The organism is Luteimonas endophytica, assembly GCF_029887875.1.
Taxonomy (GTDB): Bacteria; Pseudomonadota; Gammaproteobacteria; order Xanthomonadales; family Xanthomonadaceae; genus Luteimonas; species Luteimonas endophytica.
The window spans coordinates 145,154-162,885 of record NZ_JARXRM010000043.1 but is presented as its reverse complement, the minus strand read 5'-3'; the positions used below and the strand labels follow the sequence as shown (position 1 = coordinate 162,885).

Annotated in this window: 16 protein-coding genes; 11 read left to right on the top strand and 5 right to left on the bottom strand. The window is 74.4% G+C overall.

Annotation, left to right across the window (positions count from 1 at the left end; all coding sequences use genetic code 11):
• Nucleotides 1-45: 45 nt before the first annotated feature.
• The 8 genes from gspJ (at nucleotide 46) to QFW77_RS14220 (ending at nucleotide 7,075) form a co-directional block, all read left to right on the top strand.
• On the top strand, nucleotides 46-642 hold the full coding sequence (gene gspJ, locus QFW77_RS14255; protein ID WP_280575439.1) for a type II secretion system minor pseudopilin GspJ: 597 nt from the start codon (nucleotides 46-48) through the stop codon (nucleotides 640-642).
• Nucleotides 639-1,610 carry a type II secretion system minor pseudopilin GspK gene (gene gspK / locus QFW77_RS14250; RefSeq protein WP_280575438.1) on the top strand — a complete coding sequence of 324 codons (972 nt, stop codon included), beginning with the start codon at nucleotides 639-641 and terminating at the stop codon, nucleotides 1,608-1,610. The genes gspJ and gspK overlap by 4 nt, the downstream gene beginning before the upstream one ends.
• Nucleotides 1,607-2,734 (top strand): type II secretion system protein GspL, encoded by a 1,128-nt coding sequence (gene gspL, locus QFW77_RS14245; RefSeq protein ID WP_280575437.1) that lies wholly within the window; start codon nucleotides 1,607-1,609, stop codon nucleotides 2,732-2,734. The genes gspK and gspL overlap by 4 nt, the downstream gene beginning before the upstream one ends.
• A complete protein-coding gene (locus tag QFW77_RS14240; RefSeq protein ID WP_280575436.1) occupies nucleotides 2,731-3,243 on the top strand; it encodes a type II secretion system protein M in 513 nt (170 codons plus the stop codon). The genes gspL and QFW77_RS14240 overlap by 4 nt, the downstream gene beginning before the upstream one ends.
• Nucleotides 3,240-3,971 (top strand): type II secretion system protein N, encoded by a 732-nt coding sequence (gspN, locus tag QFW77_RS14235; RefSeq protein ID WP_280575435.1) that lies wholly within the window; start codon nucleotides 3,240-3,242, stop codon nucleotides 3,969-3,971. The genes QFW77_RS14240 and gspN overlap by 4 nt, the downstream gene beginning before the upstream one ends.
• Nucleotides 3,972-4,083: 112 nt before the next feature.
• Nucleotides 4,084-5,298, top strand: a complete 1,215-nt coding sequence (locus QFW77_RS14230) for an OprO/OprP family phosphate-selective porin (protein WP_280575434.1) — start codon at nucleotides 4,084-4,086, stop codon at nucleotides 5,296-5,298.
• 96 nt (nucleotides 5,299-5,394) lie between these two features.
• Entirely contained in the window at nucleotides 5,395-6,537 is a 1,143-nt protein-coding gene (locus QFW77_RS14225; RefSeq protein WP_280575433.1) for a glycosyltransferase family 4 protein, read from the top strand.
• The gene (locus QFW77_RS14220) at nucleotides 6,515-7,075 is read left to right on the top strand and encodes a phosphatase PAP2 family protein (RefSeq protein WP_280575432.1); all 561 of its coding nucleotides are present in this window, start codon (nucleotides 6,515-6,517) and stop codon (nucleotides 7,073-7,075) included. The genes QFW77_RS14225 and QFW77_RS14220 overlap by 23 nt, the downstream gene beginning before the upstream one ends.
• Nucleotides 7,076-7,084: 9 nt before the next feature.
• On the opposite strand, the gene QFW77_RS14215 is transcribed toward QFW77_RS14220, so the two are convergent.
• The 5 genes from QFW77_RS14215 to creB form a co-directional block, all read right to left on the bottom strand.
• Nucleotides 7,085-7,975: a carbon-nitrogen hydrolase family protein gene (locus tag QFW77_RS14215; protein WP_280575431.1), complete on the bottom strand. Its 891-nt coding sequence runs from the start codon at nucleotides 7,973-7,975 to the stop codon at nucleotides 7,085-7,087.
• On the bottom strand, nucleotides 7,972-8,577 hold the full coding sequence (locus QFW77_RS14210) for a GNAT family N-acetyltransferase (protein ID WP_280575430.1): 606 nt from the start codon (nucleotides 8,575-8,577) through the stop codon (nucleotides 7,972-7,974). The genes QFW77_RS14215 and QFW77_RS14210 overlap by 4 nt, the downstream gene beginning before the upstream one ends.
• A 99-nt stretch (nucleotides 8,578-8,676) precedes the next feature.
• Entirely contained in the window at nucleotides 8,677-10,017 is a 1,341-nt protein-coding gene (gene creD / locus QFW77_RS14205) for a cell envelope integrity protein CreD (protein ID WP_280575429.1), read from the bottom strand.
• A 183-nt stretch (nucleotides 10,018-10,200) separates the two neighbouring features.
• Entirely contained in the window at nucleotides 10,201-11,640 is a 1,440-nt protein-coding gene (creC, locus tag QFW77_RS14200) for a two-component system sensor histidine kinase CreC (protein ID WP_280575427.1), read from the bottom strand.
• 2 nt (nucleotides 11,641-11,642) lie between these two features.
• Nucleotides 11,643-12,317 (bottom strand): two-component system response regulator CreB, encoded by a 675-nt coding sequence (gene creB, locus QFW77_RS14195; RefSeq protein WP_280575425.1) that lies wholly within the window; start codon nucleotides 12,315-12,317, stop codon nucleotides 11,643-11,645.
• Between the two features lie 171 nt (nucleotides 12,318-12,488).
• On the opposite strand from creB, the gene QFW77_RS14190 reads away from it, so the two are divergent.
• From QFW77_RS14190 to mfd, 3 genes are all read left to right on the top strand, one after another.
• A complete protein-coding gene (locus tag QFW77_RS14190; protein ID WP_280575424.1) occupies nucleotides 12,489-13,346 on the top strand; it encodes a 23S rRNA (adenine(2030)-N(6))-methyltransferase RlmJ in 858 nt (285 codons plus the stop codon).
• A gap of 129 nt (nucleotides 13,347-13,475) precedes the next feature.
• Nucleotides 13,476-14,009, top strand: coding sequence for a GNAT family N-acetyltransferase (locus QFW77_RS14185; RefSeq protein WP_280575423.1), 534 nt, complete (start codon nucleotides 13,476-13,478; stop codon nucleotides 14,007-14,009).
• Nucleotides 14,010-14,126: 117 nt separating this feature from the next.
• On the top strand, nucleotides 14,127-17,711 hold the full coding sequence (gene mfd / locus QFW77_RS14180) for a transcription-repair coupling factor (protein ID WP_280575422.1): 3,585 nt from the start codon (nucleotides 14,127-14,129) through the stop codon (nucleotides 17,709-17,711).
• Nucleotides 17,712-17,732 lie beyond the last annotated feature (21 nt).

Below are 17,732 nucleotides of genomic sequence, written 5' to 3'. Positions count from 1 at the left end.
TTCGCTGTCGCAGGCCGTGGCGACGGCCTCATCGATGTCAGGTCGATGGGGTCGCGGGAGCGCGGCTTCACCCTGGTCGAGATGCTGGTCGCGCTGGCGGTGTTCGCGCTGCTGGGCGCGGCCGGGGTCGCGGTGCTCGCCCACGCCGCCGACAACCAGGGGCTGCTGCGCGAACGGATGCAGCGGATCGGCGAGTTCCAGCGCGCCCGCGCGGTACTGCGCGCCGATCTGTCGCAGGCGGCGCCGCGCCCGACCCGCAACGCCGCCGGCCATCCGGCGGTACAGGCCTTCAGCGGCTCCGCCGAGGCCGCGCCCGGCCTGCTGTTCGCGCTGACCCGGCGCGGCTGGAGCAACCCCGAGCGGGCGCCGCGGGCCTCGCTGCAGTACGTCGAGTACCGGCTGGTCGACGACCGGCTGGAGCGCGCCGCGCGCCCGGCGCTGGACGGCGCCGTGCTGGGCGCGCCGCAGCTGCTGCTGCGGGGGGTGCGCTCGGCGCGCGCCCACTACCGCTACCGGGGCGAATGGATGGACGGCTGGCCCGGCGGCGCCGACCGCGTGCCAGAGGCGCTGCAGCTGGACCTGCGGGTCGACGGCATCGGCGAGGTGCGCCAGCTGTTCCTGATGCCGGGGCAGCCGCTGTGAGGCGGCAGCGCGGCGTCGCCCTGCTCACCGTGCTGCTGCTGGTTGTGGTGATGGCGGTGCTGGTGGTGGGCGTGCTCGACGACATCCGCTTCGGCCTGCGCCGCGCCGGCAACGCCCAATCGGTGGCGCAGGCGCAATGGCATGCGCTCGGCGCCGAGGCGCTGGCCTCCGCGCAGATCGCGCGCCTGGCCGCCCGCGACCCCGGCCGCACCACCGCCGAGGGCGACTGGAACGGGCGCGCGTTCGTGTTCCCGGTGGAATCGGGCGCGATCAGCGCGCGTCTGTCGGACGCCACCGCCTGCTTCAATCTCAACAGCGTGGTCGAGGGCGGCGCCGGGACCCTGCTGCGGCGCGAAGCGGGGATCGCCCAGTACGTCGCGCTGCTGCGGGCGCTGGGCTTCTCCGCGCACCAGGCCGGCGCGCTCGCCGACGCGCTCGCCGACTGGATCGATACCGACCAGAGGCGCGAAGGCCTCGGCCACGAGGACGACGCCTATGCGCGCGGCCGCGACGGCTATCGCACCGGTGCCGTCCTGCTGGCCGAGACCAGCGAGCTGCGCGCGATCCAGGGCTACGACGCCGAGGTCTACGCGCGGCTGCGCCCGCACGTCTGCGCCCTGCCGACCGTGGACCTGGCGCCGGTCAACGTCAACACGCTGGGCGAGGCGGACGCCGCGATCGTGCGGATGCTGGCCGGCGGCGCACTCGACGACGCGCAGGCGCGCCGGGTGATCGCGGCACGGCCGGCCGGCGGCTGGCGCGATCCGCTGGCGTTCTGGGACGCCCCGGGCATGGAGCCGGCATCGCACAACGAGGTGCTGGAGCAGATCGAGCTGTACACGCGCTATTTCCGCCTGCACGCCGAGGTCGAGGTCGGTCCTGCGCAGGTGGTGCTCAGCGCCCTGTTCGAACACGACGGCAGCGGCCCGCCGCGGCTGCTGGCCCGCCGATGGAGTGACGAGGAATGATCACGCACGTGGTGTTGCTGCCGCAGGATCCGGCTGCGCCGGCACTGCGCCTGGACGTGGGCGACGATGGCCGCGTGCTGGCGCGGACGCGCCTGTACGCCGGCGGCGAGACGCCTCCGGACGCCGCTGCCACGCAGGGGCGCACCGTGCTGGTGGTGCCCGGCACCCAGGCGCCGGCGCTATGGTTGGAGCTGCCCGCGCGCAATCCGGTGCAGGCGCTGGCCGCTGCGCGCGCGCTGGTCGCCGAGCGGCTGGCGGTCGGCGGCGAGTCACTCCACGTCGCCGTCGCGGAAGCCGGCGGCGACGAGGCGCCGCGGCCCGTGGTGGCGGTCGAACGCGCGCTGATGGCCGGCTGGCTGGAGCGCGCGGCGGCGCTGGGCATGTCTCCGGATGCGCTGGTACCCGATCATCTGGCGCTGGCGGCGCCGGAGGGCGACGAGGTCGTCGTGGTCGAGGCCGGCGATGAGCGGATCGTGCGGGGGCGGGGGCTGGCGTTTCGCAGCGAGTCGGCGCTCGCGGCGCTGATCCTCGAGGGCCGGCCGCAACGGTCCGTCGGCGCCGGGCCGGCCGCCGAAGCGATACTCGCCGCCGGTGCAAGGCGGCCAGGGCTCGACCTGTTGCAGGGCGAGTTCGCGCGGGCCGCGGTCCGGGCCGGCGGCGGCCCGGGACCGCGCCGCGCGGTCGCGCTGGCCGCCCTGCTGGCGCTGTCGCCGCTGCTGCTCTGGGGCGCTGAGGCGGCGCGCTACACCCTCGCCGCACGCGCGCTGGAGGCCCAGGCCGCGGCGCGCGCGGACGCGGCCCTGCCGGAGGTGTCCGCCGGGGAATCGCCGCTGGCCGCCGTGCGCGCGGCGCTGCGGCAGGCCCGGGCGCGCGACGGTTTCGCCCACCCGGCCACGGCGCTGTTCGCGGCGGTGCCGCGGCTCGAGGACGCGCGGCTGGATCGGTTGTCGTATGCCGAGGACGGCGTGTTGCGCGCGACGCTCTCGCATGCGCGCCCCGACGCCCTGGACGCCCTCGGCGACACGCTGCTCGCGGAAGGCCTGACGCTGCAGCGGGCCGGCACCCGGCGCGCCGACGGCCGTCTCCACAGCGAGCTGGAGATCCTCCCGGAGCAGGCGCCATGACCCGCCCTTCCAAGAGCGCGCGCCTCGCCGACTGGTGGCATGCGCGCGAACCGCGCGAGCGGTGGATGGTCTCGGCGATGCTGATCGCGCTGGCCGCGTTCGCGCTCTGGTACGGCGCGATCGCACCGCTGCGCCAGGCCCGCGACGCGGCGCGCGAACGCCACGCCGCGGCGGCGGCGGCGCTGCGCGAGATCGAATCGGCGCTGGCGTACCTGGAAGCTTCCGCCGCGCGGCTGCCGCCGGCACCCGCCGGCGATGCCTTCGCCCGCGCCATCGCCGACAGCGCCGGCGCCGCCGGCGTGGCGATCGGCCGCCAGGACCACGGCGGCGGGGGCGGCGAGGGCGTGCTGGTCGTCGCCATCGATGCGGTCGACGCGGCGGCGCTGTTCGGTTGGATCGACGCGCTGCGGCGCGACCACGGGATCGTCCCCACCGGCCTGCAGGTCGACAAGCGCGGCGGCCGGCTGCGTGCCGAGCTGCGCTTCGCGCCGCCGCTGCCAGCGCCATGAGTGCGCGCGGCCTGGCGTGGCTGTTCGCGCTGGCACTGCCGCCGCTGCTGGTGCTGCTGCTGCCGCTGCGCCTGGCGCTGGGGGCGATGCAGCCGGAGCGGACCGGGCTGGGCGCCGCAGCGGTCTGCGGATCGCTGTGGCGAGGACGGCTGCACGACGCGCGCCTGCACGGGCGCACGCTCGGCGACGTCGAGGTCGGTCTCTCGCCCTGGTCCCTGCTCGGCGGCACCCGTGCGCTGTGGTTGCGCAGCGCCACCCTCGAGGCATCGCTGCTGCAGGGCGCGCGCCACGGGATCCGCGGCGCCAGCGGCACCCTGGTCCTGGAGGCCCCCGGCGCCGCGCCCGGCCTGGTGGCGACGCTCGAAGCCGACGGCGCCACCGTGCTGTTCGAAGGCGACGCCTGCCGCACCGCCGCCGGCCGCGTCCGCCTGGCGCTGCACGGGGCCGATGGCGCGCCGCTGGCGGTCCTCGACGGCCCCCTCGCCTGCGACGGCCGCGCGGCCACCGTGACCTGGGGTGCGTCCGGCGCCGCGAGCGAGGGCCTCGCCGGCCTGCGGATCGACGGGCGCATCGAGTCCGACGGCGCCTGGCGGCTGCGGTCCGTGGTCCCCGGCGTCGACGATGCGGGCGCGGCCGCCGCGCTCGGGGTGGCGGGTTTTCGCCCAGGCCCGGGCGGGTGGAGCCGGGTCGACAGCGGGCGGCTGGTCGCGGTGGCGACACATGAATGAAACCCAACCGTCACCCCCCGGTCGTGGCGCTGACAAATATGACTGGTTCTTGTCACATTAGTGTCAATTGCGCGACCTACGCTGCGCGCGTCCCTCCCGCGAAGAGCCGCCCATGTTCTCCAAGCGCACCCTGCCCCTGGCCCTGCTGGCGGCGCTCGCCACGCCCGCCGCCCACGCCGAGTTCGAAATCGGCGAGTTCGGGGGGACCGACGTGACTTTCGAGGGCCTGCTCCAGGCCGACTACAACGGATACGACAGCGACCTGCGCGCGCTCGACGGCGACCCCGGCGACGGCCACGACAGCGACCAGGAACTGCGCCGCGCCGAACTGGTGCTCAAGGGCAAGGGCCCGGGCGGCTTCGACTGGGTGGTGGGCTACGACGCCAAGGCCGACAAGTGGCTGGACGTCAACGGCCGCCTGCGCTTCGGCGCGGACCGGGCGCAGTCCCTGCAGCTTGGCCAGTACAAGCAGCCCAACAGCCTGGAGGAGCTGAGCTCGACCAAGCACAACGACTTCATCGCCAAGGCGATGACCACCACCACCTTCGGCGTCTCCCGGCGGCTGGGGGCGGCGTACGGCCTGTCCGGCAACGGCTGGACCGCGACCGCCAGCTGGTTCGGGCGCGAGCTGACCCGCGGCGGCGCCGAGGGCAGCGGCTACGGCGTGCGCGGCACCTGGGCGCCGCTCCACCATGACGGCCGGCTCCTGCACCTGGGGCTGTCCTGGGTCGATGTCGACACCGCCGACGACAGCGCGCGCCTGCGCACCCGGCCCAATGCCGACCTGTCCGGGGTGCGCCTGGTCGACACCGGCACGCTGTCCGGCGCCGACCACCAGGCCATTCTCGGCGTCGAGGCGATCTGGGTGGGCGGCCCGGTCAAGCTGCAGGGCGAATACATGCGCGCGCGGATCGACCGGTCCGCGGGGGCGGTGCCAGCCGCGGATTTCACCGGCGATGGCTGGTACCTCTCCGCGCTGTGGAACCTCGGCGGCCAGACCTGGGGCTACAAGGGCGGCGTGCCGACCACGCCCGGTGCCGGCGACGGCAACCGCGGCCTGTGGCAGCTCGGGCTGCGCTACGACCGCATCGATCTCGACGACGGCCGGCTGGCGCCCCCCGCTCCCGGCGGGTCGCCGGTGCCCGAGGGGGTGCTCGGCGGCGAGATGGACGCATTGACCCTCGGCGTGAACTGGTACTGGCGCGAGCACGTCAAGCTGGCGCTGAACTACGTGGACGTCTCCAGCAGCCGCTTCAGCGCCGCCTCCGGCGCGATCGTCGACGACGATCCCGACATCCTCGAGGCGCGGGTGCAGCTGCACTGGTAGCGGCCCGCGTCCGACCCCGGGCGTCACGCCGCGGTCATCGCGCTGCAACGCCGGCTACATCGCCCGGGCGCACGCTCTGCGAAACCGGAGCCGCGCATGCGCTACGCGATCGTCACCGAAACCTGGCCGCCCGAAGTCAACGGGGTAGCGTTGACCGTGGAAAGCCTGGCCCAGGGCCTGCGCGGCCGCGGCCATGCGGTCGACCTGGTACGGCCGCGCCAGGCCGGTGCGCAGCCGGCGAACGCGGAGGAACTGCTGGTGCGCGGCGCCGCGCTGCCGCGCTATCCGGGGTTGCGCTTCGGCCTGCCGGCCACGCGCGCCCTGCTGCGGCGCTGGCGCGACACGCCGCCGCACGCGGTCTACGTGGCCACCGAGGGCCCGCTGGGATGGTCGGCGCTGCGCGCCGCCCGGCGCCTGTCGATCCCGGTCGCCAGCGGCCTGCATACCCGCTTCGACAGCTACATGCGCGACTACGGCCTGGCGCCGCTGGAGCCGCTGGCGATGGCGTGGATGCGGCGCTTCCACAACCGCGCCGACGCCACCCTGGTGCCGACCGTGGAGCTGGCCGGTTTCCTGCGCGGCAACGGCTTTCGCAACGTGGTGCAGCTGGCGCGCGCGGTCGACACGGCACGGTTCGATCCGCGCCATCGCGACCCGGCGCTGCGCGCGCAATGGCGCGTGGAGGGCGATGGCCCGGTGGTGATCCACGTCGGCCGCATCGCCGCCGAGAAGAACCTGGCGCTCGCGGTGCGGGCGTTCCGCAGCATCCAGCGACGCGATCGGTCGGCACGCTTCGTCCTGGTCGGCGACGGCCCGGAGCGCGAGGCGCTGGCGCGTGCCAACCCCGACTTCGTGTTCTGCGGGATGCAGCGCGACGAGGCGCTCGCCCGCCATTTCGCCAGCGCCGACCTGTTCCTGTTCCCCAGCCGCTCGGAAACCTTCGGCAACGTGACCCTGGAGGCGATGGCCAGCGGGCTCGCGGTGGTCGCGTTCGACTACGGGGCCGCCCGCGCGCACCTGCGCGACGGCGTGCACGGCGCCGCGGTGGCCGACGACGCGGCGTTCGAGGCCGCGGCGCTGCGCCTGGCCGGCGATGCCGGCACGCGGCGGTCGATGGGGGCGGCGGCGCGGCGGGCGATGCTGCGGTTGAGCCCCGCACAGGTGGCCGCCGACTTCGATGCGCTGCTGCGCGGCCTGGCGCGACAGGGGGCCCCCGATGCGACCGCCCGCGCTGCGTAGCCGGCTCGCCGCCAGCGACTGCGGCTGGTGCCTGCGCGCCAACCGCATCGCCACCCGGCACTGGATCCGCGGCTACTTCGCCGCCGTCAGCCGGCTCGGCGACGGCGTGTTCTGGTATCTGCTGATGGCGGCGCTGGTGCTGGCCGAGGGCCTCGCCGGGGTGGCCGCATCGGCGCACATGGCCGCGACCGGCGCGGTGGCGCTGCTGCTGTACAAGCGGCTCAAGCGCTGGACACGGCGGCCGCGACCGTTCGCCTCCGATGTCCGCATCCGCGCCTGGGTGGCGCCTCTGGACGAGTTCAGCTTTCCCTCGGGACACACCCTGCACGCGGTCGCGTTCACCCTGGTGGCGGTGGCGCACTACCCGGCGCTGGCGTGGGCGCTGGTGCCGTTCGCGGCCAGCGTCGCCGCCTCTCGGGTCGTGCTCGGGCTGCACTACCCCAGCGACGTGCTCGCGGCCACCGCCATCGGTAGCGCCCTGGCGCTGGTGTCGGTGGCGCTGATGCCGGGCGTGGCGATCTTCGGCATCGGCGGCTGAGCGGCGGGCTCAGCCCAGCGCCTCGATCCGCGCCGCCCGCAGCGGCGGCGCCAGCTGACCGGGCCAGTCCCGATCGTTTGCGACCTGCGCACGCGCGCGGCTGGCCTCCAGCGCGACGAGATCCAGTTCCGCCACGGCCCAGCCGTCTTGCTCGCCGGCGGCGGTGGCCGCCACCACGCCATCGTCCGGCAGGCCGGCGTCCATCGGCGCGTACAGCGCCGCCTCGCCGGAATTGCGGTCCAGCGCCGGGCTCCAGCGCGCCTGGCCCGCGGTGACGGACTGGGCGACGAAACAGCGATTCTCCAGCGCGCGGGCCAGGCAACCCACACGCACCCGGGTGGCGCCGGCGGCGGTGTCGGTGCAGCTGGGCACCAGCAGGATCCGCGCGCCGGCCTCGCACTGCGCGCGCACCGGCAGCGGGAACTCGATGTCGTAACACACCGCCAGTCCGAGGCGCAGCCCGTCCAGTTCGAACACCTTCAGCGCGTCCCCGCGCTCGATCACTCCGGCCGCCACCTCGTAGCCGGTCAGCTGCAGCTTGTCCTGCCAGCCGTGGCCGCCGCCGGGCGCGAACAGGTCGGCGCGGTTGCGGTAGCGCCCGTCGCCGGCACCGACCAGGAAGCTGCCTGCGGCGATCGCCATCCCGGTGTCCCGGGCGATGCCGGCGAAGAGCCCGATCCAGGCCTCGCGATGCGCCTGGATCGCGCGCAGCGATGCGTGCAGGTCGGCGTGCACCGCCGGCGGGAAAGTCGCCGCCAGCTCCAGCGCGAGGTACTCCGGCAACACCGCGAGCCGTGCCCCGCGGCGCGCCGCCGTCTCCAGCAGAGCGCGCTGGCGCGCCGCGAACGCGGCGAAATCGACGGGCCGGCCGACCGCGTACTTGGCCACCGCGATCTTCATGGCGCCGGTTCCAGCGGCCGCGTCCAGAAGGTCAGCAGGTGCTCGACCTCGCCGCGGCCCGGCTCGCGCCAGGCCAGCCGCATCCGCATGTCCTTCTGGCGCGTGTAGCCCCGGCCTCGCCAGAACGCCGCGTGGTCGCGCTGCCCCGGCGGCCGGCGCGGATCGTCCGGATCGCGGTCCACCGCGCAGAACGCGGTGACCGCGAAGCGGCCCAGGGCGCGCGCGTGCGCCTGGCGCTGGTCGAAGAAGGCGTGGCCGATGCCGCGCCCGCGGTACGCGGGCAGCAGCGCCGACTCGCCGAAATAGAACACCCGCCCGACATCGAGCCCGCGTTCGCGCAACGGCGCCTGGAAGGCAGCGTCGTCGTCGGCCAGCGGCAGGCCGGTGGCGGCGCCGACCACCGCATCGCCGTCGAAGGCGAGCACGAACACGCTGTCGGCGGAGGCCGCATACGCCTCCAGATAGGCCTGCTCGTAGGCGCGGTCGCCCTCGTACAGATACGGCCAGTCGCGGAACACCGCGATGCGCAGCCGGGCCACCTGGTCCAGCCAGGGCCGCAGCGCGGCGCCCGAAATGCGGCGGATGTCCGAGACGGCGGGCATGCCGTCGATTCTACCGGGCCGGTCCACGGCGTCCGCCACCTCGCATCGACCGGGCCGGCGCCCCGGCGCGTACGCCGGGGCCCCCGCGAGCCGATCCGCTCACTGCCGTCGCGGCGCCGCGCCCGCCACCTGGTACCAGTCCACCCGGCGGGTCACCACCATGATCGCGGCGAGGATCGCGAACAGCAGTCCGGCGCCCAGCACCAGCGCGTTGTCCTCCGACACCAGCAGGCCGTACAGCGCCGCGTACAGCAGCCCCAGCATCGCCGCGAAGCCGGCGCCGCGGGCGCGGCTGTGCAGTACGTGGGCGAGGTAGTAGCCCAGCAACCCGATGCAGGCGCCGGCGGCGGCCAGATAGGCGATGCCGAACGCGACGTGTTCGGAAAGGCTCACCAGCAGCAGGAAGAAGATCGCCAGCGCCAGCCCCACCAGGCCGTACTGGATCGGGTGGATGCGTAACTGCCGGATCAGCTCGAACATGAAGAAGCCGACGAAGGTCAGCAGCACGAACAGCAGGCCGTACTTGCTGGCGCGGTCGGCCTGGCTGTAGGGATTGACCGGCTCGACCAGCGACACGCCCACCGCGTCCAACCCCCGGGGCCCGGCCGCCCCTGCTTCGGGCAGCTGCGCACCGGCCAGGTACTGCGCGCGGGCGTTGCTCGCCAGCGACGAGATTTCCCATTCGGCGCGGAAGCCGCCGGCATCCAGCTTCGGGGTCCGCGGCGAGAAGTCGCCGTTGAACTGCGGATGCGGCCAGGGCGACTCCAGCGCCACCCGGTTGTGGCCGGCCAGGGTCGCCAGGGCCAGCGACTCGGTGCCGCCGAGGGCCAGGTCGAGCCGCACCTGCAGCGCGAGCGGCCGCCCTGCCCGGGGTGCCGGCAGCCGCGCGTGCAGGCCGCTGCCTTCGTCGCTGCCGCGGCCCTGCTGCAGCCGCGCGTCGCGGCCATCGATGCGCAGCCGCGGCGCGCCGGCGATGCCGCGCACGTCGGCGATGCCGATCGACAGCCAGGGCCGGCCGATCCGGCGCCGCCGCGCCGGATCGGGATCTTCCGGAATGGCCGCGTCGAACCCTGCCGCCAGCGTCGCCTGGAGTTCGTAGACGCGCACTTCGTGCAGCCCGACCCGGCGGGTGGCCGGCGCGATACTGCCGTCGACCTCGAGCGATTCGGGGAAGAACGTCCATCTGCCCTCGCGCTCGCGCTCCACCTTGCGCGGGTTGCCGTAGGCATCCTTCTCCTCGACCTCGACCGTCTCGACGTACGGGACCACCAGCACCGGCCCGGCGATACCCTGGGCTCCGGCATAGCCGCGCGCCACCCGCTCCACCGCCTGCGCACGGTAGGCCTGGCGGTCGTGGATCACGCTGCGGATCAGGGTCAGCGGTACCAGGATCGCCAACGTCATCAGTACCACCATCAGGATCTTCCAGCCAAGCTTCATGCCCGCACTCCGGTTCGAGGAATGGATGCAGGATCGGCGCGCCCGGTGTGGGGACCGCGGAGCGAATGTGAAGCGGGCAAGAAGTGCCGCTTCGGGGCGAGGCGACCAGTCGCTCGCGCGGACGGAGCCGCGCCCCGGCCCGCGAATGCGGCGGCGGCCGGGACGCGCGCGGCTTCAGGCGGATCAGGTCGCCGGCAGCTCCAGCGTCGCCACCGCGCCGCCGCCGTCGCGGTTGTCGAGCCGCGCGCGGCCCCCGTGCAGCTGCGCCACCTCGGCGACGAAGGCCAGGCCGATCCCGCTGCTGCGGTCGCCGCCACCCGGCCGCGGCAGCGAATAGAAGCGCTCGAACACGCGGTCGCGCGCGTAGTCCGGCACCCCGGCCCCGCGATCGGCGACGGCGATGCGCACCGTGCCGTCGCCGCCCTGCACCGACGCATCGATCGCGCTGCCGGCCGGCGCGAAATCGATGGCGTTGTCGAGCAGGTTGACCAGCGCCTGGCGGAGCAGGAACGGATCGCCGTGGATGGTTCCGGCGGCTGCGAACTCGGGCACCAGGCGCAGGCCGCGGTCGTGCGCCCGCGCCGCTACCTGCTCCCAGGCCTCGTCGAGCAGCGCGGCCGGCGCGACCGGCTGCGGCTGCTCGATGCGCTGGCGGTGTTCGACCGCGGCCAGCGCCAGCAGCCGCTCGATGGTCTGCGCCATGCGCCCGGCCTGCGCCCCGATCGCGGCGGCGAAGCGCGCGCGGTCGGGCGCGGGCAGCGGGCGCCCCCCGGGCGGCGCCTCGAGCAGCTCGGCGGCGCCGCGGATCGCGGTCAGCGGGCTCTTCAGCTCGTGGGTCAGCGCGTGCACGTAGCGCTCGACGTACTGCTTGCCCTCGAGGCGCTCGCGCATGGTCTGCAGCGCGCGGCCGAGGTCGGCGAACTCGCCGGCCGAGTCCGGCAGGCTGGCGCGCCCACCGGCCGTCACCGCGTCGGCGTAGCGGCGCAGGCCGCCGAGCTGGCGCGCCAGCCACCACGCCGCCAGCACCCCGACCAGCAGCGCCGCCCCCATCAGCACCAGGCCCCAGCGGGTCACGATGGCTTCGCTGCGGGCGATGAACGGAGCGATCGCGCGATTGGGCTTGGCGACCGTGAGCACGCCGGCGATGCGTTCGCCATCCATCACCGGCGCCGCCACGTGCATCACCGAGGAGGCGTCGTCGGCTGGATCCTCGCGGGTCGAACGCGCGCCGTAGCGTCCACGCAGGGTGAGGTAGACGTCGTTCCAGCGCGAATAGTCGCGACCGACGTCGCGCCCCGCCGAGTCGAACACCACGATGCCCCGGGCGTCGGTCACGTAGATGCGGTAGGAGGCGCCGCGCTGGGGCAGCCCCCAGACCTCGGCACCGATCTCGCGCCGGCCCAGCGCGCGCACCCCGGCGGCGAAACGGCCGCTGTCGATGCGCCCGGCGACCAGGTCCTCGGCGGCCAGTTCGGCCAGCAGGTTGGCGGTGTCCACCAGGGTGTGCTCCATCGCCTGGCGCACGCCGGGCTTGACCTCGCGCACGAACACCTGGGCCAGCAGCAGCGCCGCCAGCGCCACGATCAGGAAATAGCCCAGGAAGATGCGCAGGCCGATGCGCATCGTCAGCCCGCTTCGATCGAGTAGCCGATCCCGCGATGGGTGCGCAGCGGCTCCGCGGCGGGGTCGAGCGCGCGCAGCTTGGCGCGCAGGGTCTTGACGTGGGTGTCGACGGTGCGCTCGCCGCTCTCGCCGCCGTCTTCCCAGACCCGGTCGAGCAGCTGGGCCCGGCTGAGGATCGCACCGGGGCGGCGCAGCAGCTCGGCCAGCAGCGCGTATTCGTAGCGGGTCAGCTCCAGCAGCCGGCCGTCGAAGCGCACGCGGCGGGCTTCGCGGTCCAGCTCGAAGCGGCCGTGGCGCCGCGGGGCCTCCGCGGGTGCGGCATGCCGGCGCAGGCGGGCGCGCACCCGCGCCACCAGTTCGCGCGGCGAGAACGGCTTGACGACGTAGTCGTCGGCACCGATCTCCAGGCCGAGTACCCGGTCGACCTCGTCGTTGCGCGCGGTCAGAAACAGCACCGGCACCGCGCTGAAGCCGCGCAGCTCGCGGCAGACGTCGAAGCCGCTGGCGTCGGGCAGCCCGACGTCGAGGATCACCAGGTCGATCCCGCTCTCGCGCAGCCGGCGCAGGCCGTCGTTGCCGAGCAGCCGATGCTCCACCGCCATGCCCTCGGCGCGCAGCGCGTAGGCGACGGTCTCGGCGATGGCGGGCTCGTCTTCGACGAGCAGGATGGTGGGCATGGCGGGCGGGCTTGGTGGTCGGTGATTGGTGACTGGTGACTGGGGATTGGTGGACCGCGGTCGCGGGGAAGGGCGGCCACCGCCGCGGGGCCCCGCGCGGCGCGATGGGCTGGAGGGCCGGAGGCGCAGAGGATACGGTCTTTGCGGGCGCGGGCGGCTACCCTTGGCGCGATGAACTATCGCCACGCCTTCCATGCCGGCAACCACGCCGACGTCCTCAAGCACGTGGTGCTGCTGGCGCTGTGCGACGCCCTGGCCGCCAAGCCGGCGCCCTGCTTCGCCCTCGACACCCATGCCGGGCGCGGGCTGTATCGCCTCGACGCCGACGAGGCCGCGCGCACCGGCGAGGCCACCGACGGCATCGGGCGGCTGCTGGCGGCGCCGGTGCGCGAGCCGGCGGTCGCTCGCTACCTGGCCGCGGTGGCGGCCTGCCGGCGGGCGCACGGCGCCGACGCCTACCCGGGCTCGCCCTGGCTGCTGGCGCACGCGCTGCGCCCGCAGGACCGGATCGCCTGCTGCGAACTCCAGCCGGCCGAAGCCGATGCGCTGCGCGCCGCGTTCCGCGACGACCCCAGGGTGGCGGTGCATACCCGCGACGGCTACGGCGCGGTACGGGCGCTGCTGCCCCCACGCGTCGGCGTGGTCCGCTACGCACGCGGGCTGGTGCTCGTGGACCCGCCCTATGAGCTCCAGCTCGAAGAGTTCGCTCCCGCGCTGGCGGGGCTGCGCGAGGGCCTGCAGCGCTGGCCCCAGGGCTGCTGGGCGCTGTGGTATCCGATCAAGCAGCGGCGCGCGCTCGCGCCGTTCCAGCGGGCGGCGGCGGCGCTGCCGGCGCGCGCTGCGCTGCTGTGCGAGCTGCTGGTACGGGCGGACGACTCGCCCCTGCGCATGAACGGCAGCGGCCTGCTGCTGCTCAACCCGCCCTGGCGCTTGGACGCCGCGCTGGGGCCCGCACTGCAGGCCTTGCGCGAGCGCCTCGGCGGCGCCGGCGCGGAGATCCGCCTCGAGTGGCTGCGGCGCCCGGCCTGACCGCCGGCGGGCGGGGCGAGGCGGCCGGCGCCCGCCCGCTCGCCACCGCGGGATCGTGATGCGGGCGTCACGTCGGCGCGTTCATCTTGTAGAGCACCACTTCACCCCCTGCATGGCAGCATCGCAAGCATGGCCGCTCGCAACCGCCTTCCCCCCTGGCACGACCAGATCCGCCTCGCCAATGGCCGCGAACTGCTCATCCGCCCGATCCGGCCCGATGACGCGGTACCGCTGCGAGCGGGCTTCAGCCTGCTCAAGCCGGACGAGGTGCGCCACCGGTTCCAGCACTCGCTGAAGGAACTGACCCAGGAGAACGCCGACCGGCTGACTCGCCCCGATCCGAAGAGCGAGTTCGCCCTGGTGGCGGCCGAGCCGCTGCCGCCCGGCGAAGCGCTGGTGGGCGGGGTGGCCCGGGTCTCGATCGTGGCGGACTCGCGCGAGGCCGAATTCGCGATCCTGGTCAGCCACTACATCGGCGGCATGGGCGTGGGCCGGCAGCTGATGCTGCGGCTGGTGCGCTGGGCCAAGGGCAAGAAGCTGGAGCGGCTGTGCGGCGACGTCCTGGAGCAGAACCAGCCGATGCTGGGCCTGGCACGCTCCCTCGGGTTCCGCCAGGATCCCACCGACACGCCGGGTCTGGTGCGGGTCACGCTGGATCTGTAGCCCCCGCCTCGTCGTCGCGTCCACCGGTGCCGCGCCGGCGGTCGCCGCGGCACCCCGCCGGCCGCATCGCGGTCGCACTCGAACCGCACCGCCCGCGCCGCTAGAATGGGCGGCTCGATGAACTCCCCCGGACTTCCCGCCCCCCCGCTGCCCCGCCGCGGCCAGCAGCGTGCCTGGTGGCGCGCTCCGGCCTCGCCCTCGGCCCTGGCCTGGGCGATCCTGCGCGCGGCGCAGGCCCACGGCCGGCCGCTGCTGGTGGTGGCCCGCGACAACCAGCACGCGCACCAGCTCGAAGGCGACCTGCGCACCCTCGGCGGCGCCGCGCCGACCCTGCCGGTGCTGCCGTTCCCGGACTGGGAAACCCTCCCCTACGACCAGTTCAGTCCCCATCCGGACATCGTCTCGCAGCGCCTCGCCGCGCTGCACCGGCTGCCGACGCTGGAGCGCGGCATCGTGGTGGTGCCGGTGCAGACCTTGATGCAGCGCCTGCCGCCGCTGCATTACGTGGTCGGCCAGACCTTCGACATGCGGGTCGGCCAGCCGCTCGACCTGGAGGCCGAAAAGCGCCGCCTGGAGACGGCCGGCTACCGCCACGTGCCCCAGGTGCTGGACCCGGGCGAATTCGCGGTGCGCGGCGGCCTGCTGGACGTCTATCCGATGGGCGCGCCGGCGCCCTACAGGGTGGAGCTGTTCGACCTGGAGATCGAGTCGATCCGCAGCTTCGACACCGAGTCGCAGCGGTCGCTGGACAAGGTCGACGCCATCCGCATGCTGCCGGGCCGCGAGGTGCCGCTGGACGAGGCGGCGCGCGCGCGGGCGATGGCCGCCCTCGGCGAGCGCTTCGACATCGACCAGCGCCGCAGCGGCCTGTACCAGGACCTCAAGGCCGGGCTGGCGCCCGCCGGGATCGAGTACTACCTGCCGCTGTTCTTCGAGGCGCCGCGCGCGGGGCTGCTGGACGCCGGGCGCGACCAGCCGGGCACCGCCACCCTGTTCGACTACCTGCCGGAAGCCGCGCTGCCGCTGCTCGAGGCCGGCGCCCTGGACGCGGCCGAGCACTTCTGGCGGCAGATCGCCGAACGCCACGAACAGCGCCGCCACGACATCGAGCGGCCGCTGCTGCCGCCGCCGGAACTCTGGCTGCCGCCCGACGCACTGCGCGCCCTGCTCAACCGCGAGCAGTGCATCGAGGTGGCCGGCGCCGGGCACCCGCAGCGCGAGCAGGCGCTGGCCCTGGGCGAACAGCCGGCGCCGGAGCTGCCGCTGACCAGCCGCGACGCGGCCCCGGCCGCGGCGCTGGCTTCGTTCCTGGACGGCTATCGCGGCCGGGTGCTGATCGCAGCCGACAGCGCCGGCCGCCGCGAGGCGCTGCTGGAGCTGCTGCAGCCGGCGGGGCTGACGCCCGCGGTGCTGGCGGACTTCGCCGCGTTCCTGCCCGAACACGAACGCGGCAGCGGCGCGGCGGGCGCGCCCGGCCTCGCTGCCGCCCCGGGCTCCGGCCGGACCGCCGCCGGTCCGCCGCGCTTCGCCATCGCCGTGGCGCCGCTGGAGAACGGCTTCGCCCTCGACGCACCGCGGGTCACGATCCTCACCGAGCGCCAGCTGTTTCCCGAGCGCGCCACCCAGCCGCGCCGCGCGCGCCGCGCCGGGCGCGAGCCCGAAGCGATCGTCCGCGATCTCGGCGAGCTGGCCGAGGGCGCGCCGATCGTGCACGAGGACCATGGCGTCGGCCGCTACCGCGGGCTGATCGTGCTCGAGGCCGGCGGCGCCCCGGGCGAGTACCTGGAGATCGAATACGCCAAGGGCGACCGGCTGTACGTGCCGGTGGCGCAGCTGCACCTGATCAATCGCTACTCCGGCGCCTCGCCGGAGAGCGCGCCGCTGCATTCGCTGGGCGGCGAGGCCTGGAGCAAGGCGAAGCGCAAGGCCGCCGAGAAGGTCCGCGATGTCGCTGCCGAGCTGCTGGAGATCCATGCCAAGCGCATGGCCCGCTCCGGCCTGGCGCTCGACGTCGACCGCAGCATGTACGAACCGTTCGCCGCGGCCTTCCCGTTCGAGGAAACGCCCGACCAGCACGCCGCGATCGAGGCGGTGATCCGCGACCTCGGCTCCAGCCAGCCGATGGACCGGGTGGTCTGCGGCGACGTTGGTTTCGGCAAGACCGAGGTGGCGGTGCGCGCGGCGTTCGTGGCCGCCACGGCCGGCCGCCAGGTGGCGGTGCTGGTGCCCACCACGCTGCTGGCCGAGCAGCACTACCGCACCATGGCCGACCGCTTCGCCGACTGGCCGATCCGGATCGAGGTGCTCTCCCGGTTCAAGACCCCGAAGGAGATCAAGGCCGAGATCGGCAAGATTTCGGACGGCAGCCTCGACGTCATCGTCGGCACCCACCGGCTGCTGCAGAAGGACGTGAAGTTCAAGGACCTCGGCCTGGTGATCGTGGACGAGGAGCAGCGCTTCGGCGTGCGCCAGAAGGAGGCGCTGAAGGCGCTGCGGGCCAACGTGCACCTGCTCACCCTCACCGCGACGCCGATCCCGCGCACCTTGAACATGGCGATGGCCGGCATGCGCGACCTGTCGATCATCGCCACCCCGCCGGCGCACCGGCTGGCGGTGCAGACCTTCATCGCCGCCTGGGACGACGGCCTGCTGCGCGAGGCGTTCCAGCGTGAGCTGTCGCGCGGCGGCCAGGTGTATTTCCTGCACAACGACGTCGAGAGCATCGGCAGGATGCAGCGCGAGCTGGAAGCGCTGGTGCCGGACGCGCGCATCGGCATCGCCCACGGCCAGATGCCCGAGCGCGAGCTGGAAAGGGTGATGCTGGATTTCCAGAAGCAGCGCTTCAACGTGCTGCTGTGCACGACGATCATCGAGTCGGGCATCGACATCCCCAACGCCAACACCATCGTCATCAACCGCGCCGACCGCTTCGGACTGGCGCAGCTGCACCAGCTGCGCGGGCGCGTGGGCCGCTCCCACCACCGCGCCTACGCCTACCTGGTGGTGCCGGACCAGCGCTCGATCACCGCCGATGCGCGCAAGCGCCTGGACGCGATCGCCTCGATGGACGAACTCGGCGCCGGCTTCACCCTGGCCACCCACGACCTGGAGATCCGCGGCGCCGGCGAGCTGCTGGGCGAGGACCAGAGCGGACAAATGGCCGAGGTCGGCTTCAGCCTCTACACCGAGCTGCTGGAGCGCGCGGTGCGGAGCATCCGCCAGGGCAGGCTGCCCGACGCGGACCAGGCGCCGGACCGTGGCGCCGAGGTCGAGCTGCACGCCCCGGCGCTGATTCCCGAGGACTACCTGGCGGACGTGCACACCCGGCTCACCCTCTACAAGCGCATCAGCAGCGCGCGCGACGGCGACGCCCTGCGCGAGCTGCAGGTCGAGATGATCGACCGCTTCGGCCTGCTGCCGCCTGCGGCCAAGCAGCTGTTCGCGGTGGCCGAGCTGAAACTGCAGGCGACCGCCCTGGGGATCCGCAAGCTCGATCTGGGCGCGGCCGGCGGGCGGGTGCAGTTCGTGGAGAAGCCGGCGGTCGATCCGATGGCGGTGATCCGCCTGATCCAGGGACAGCCGAAGCACTACCGCATGGACGGCCCCGACCGGCTGCGCATCAGCCTCGACCTGCCCGACCCGGAAGCGCGCATCAAGGCCGCCCGCGGGCTGCTGATCGCCCTGGCGCCGGCTTCCGCCTAGGATCGCCGACGCTGCCGGAGC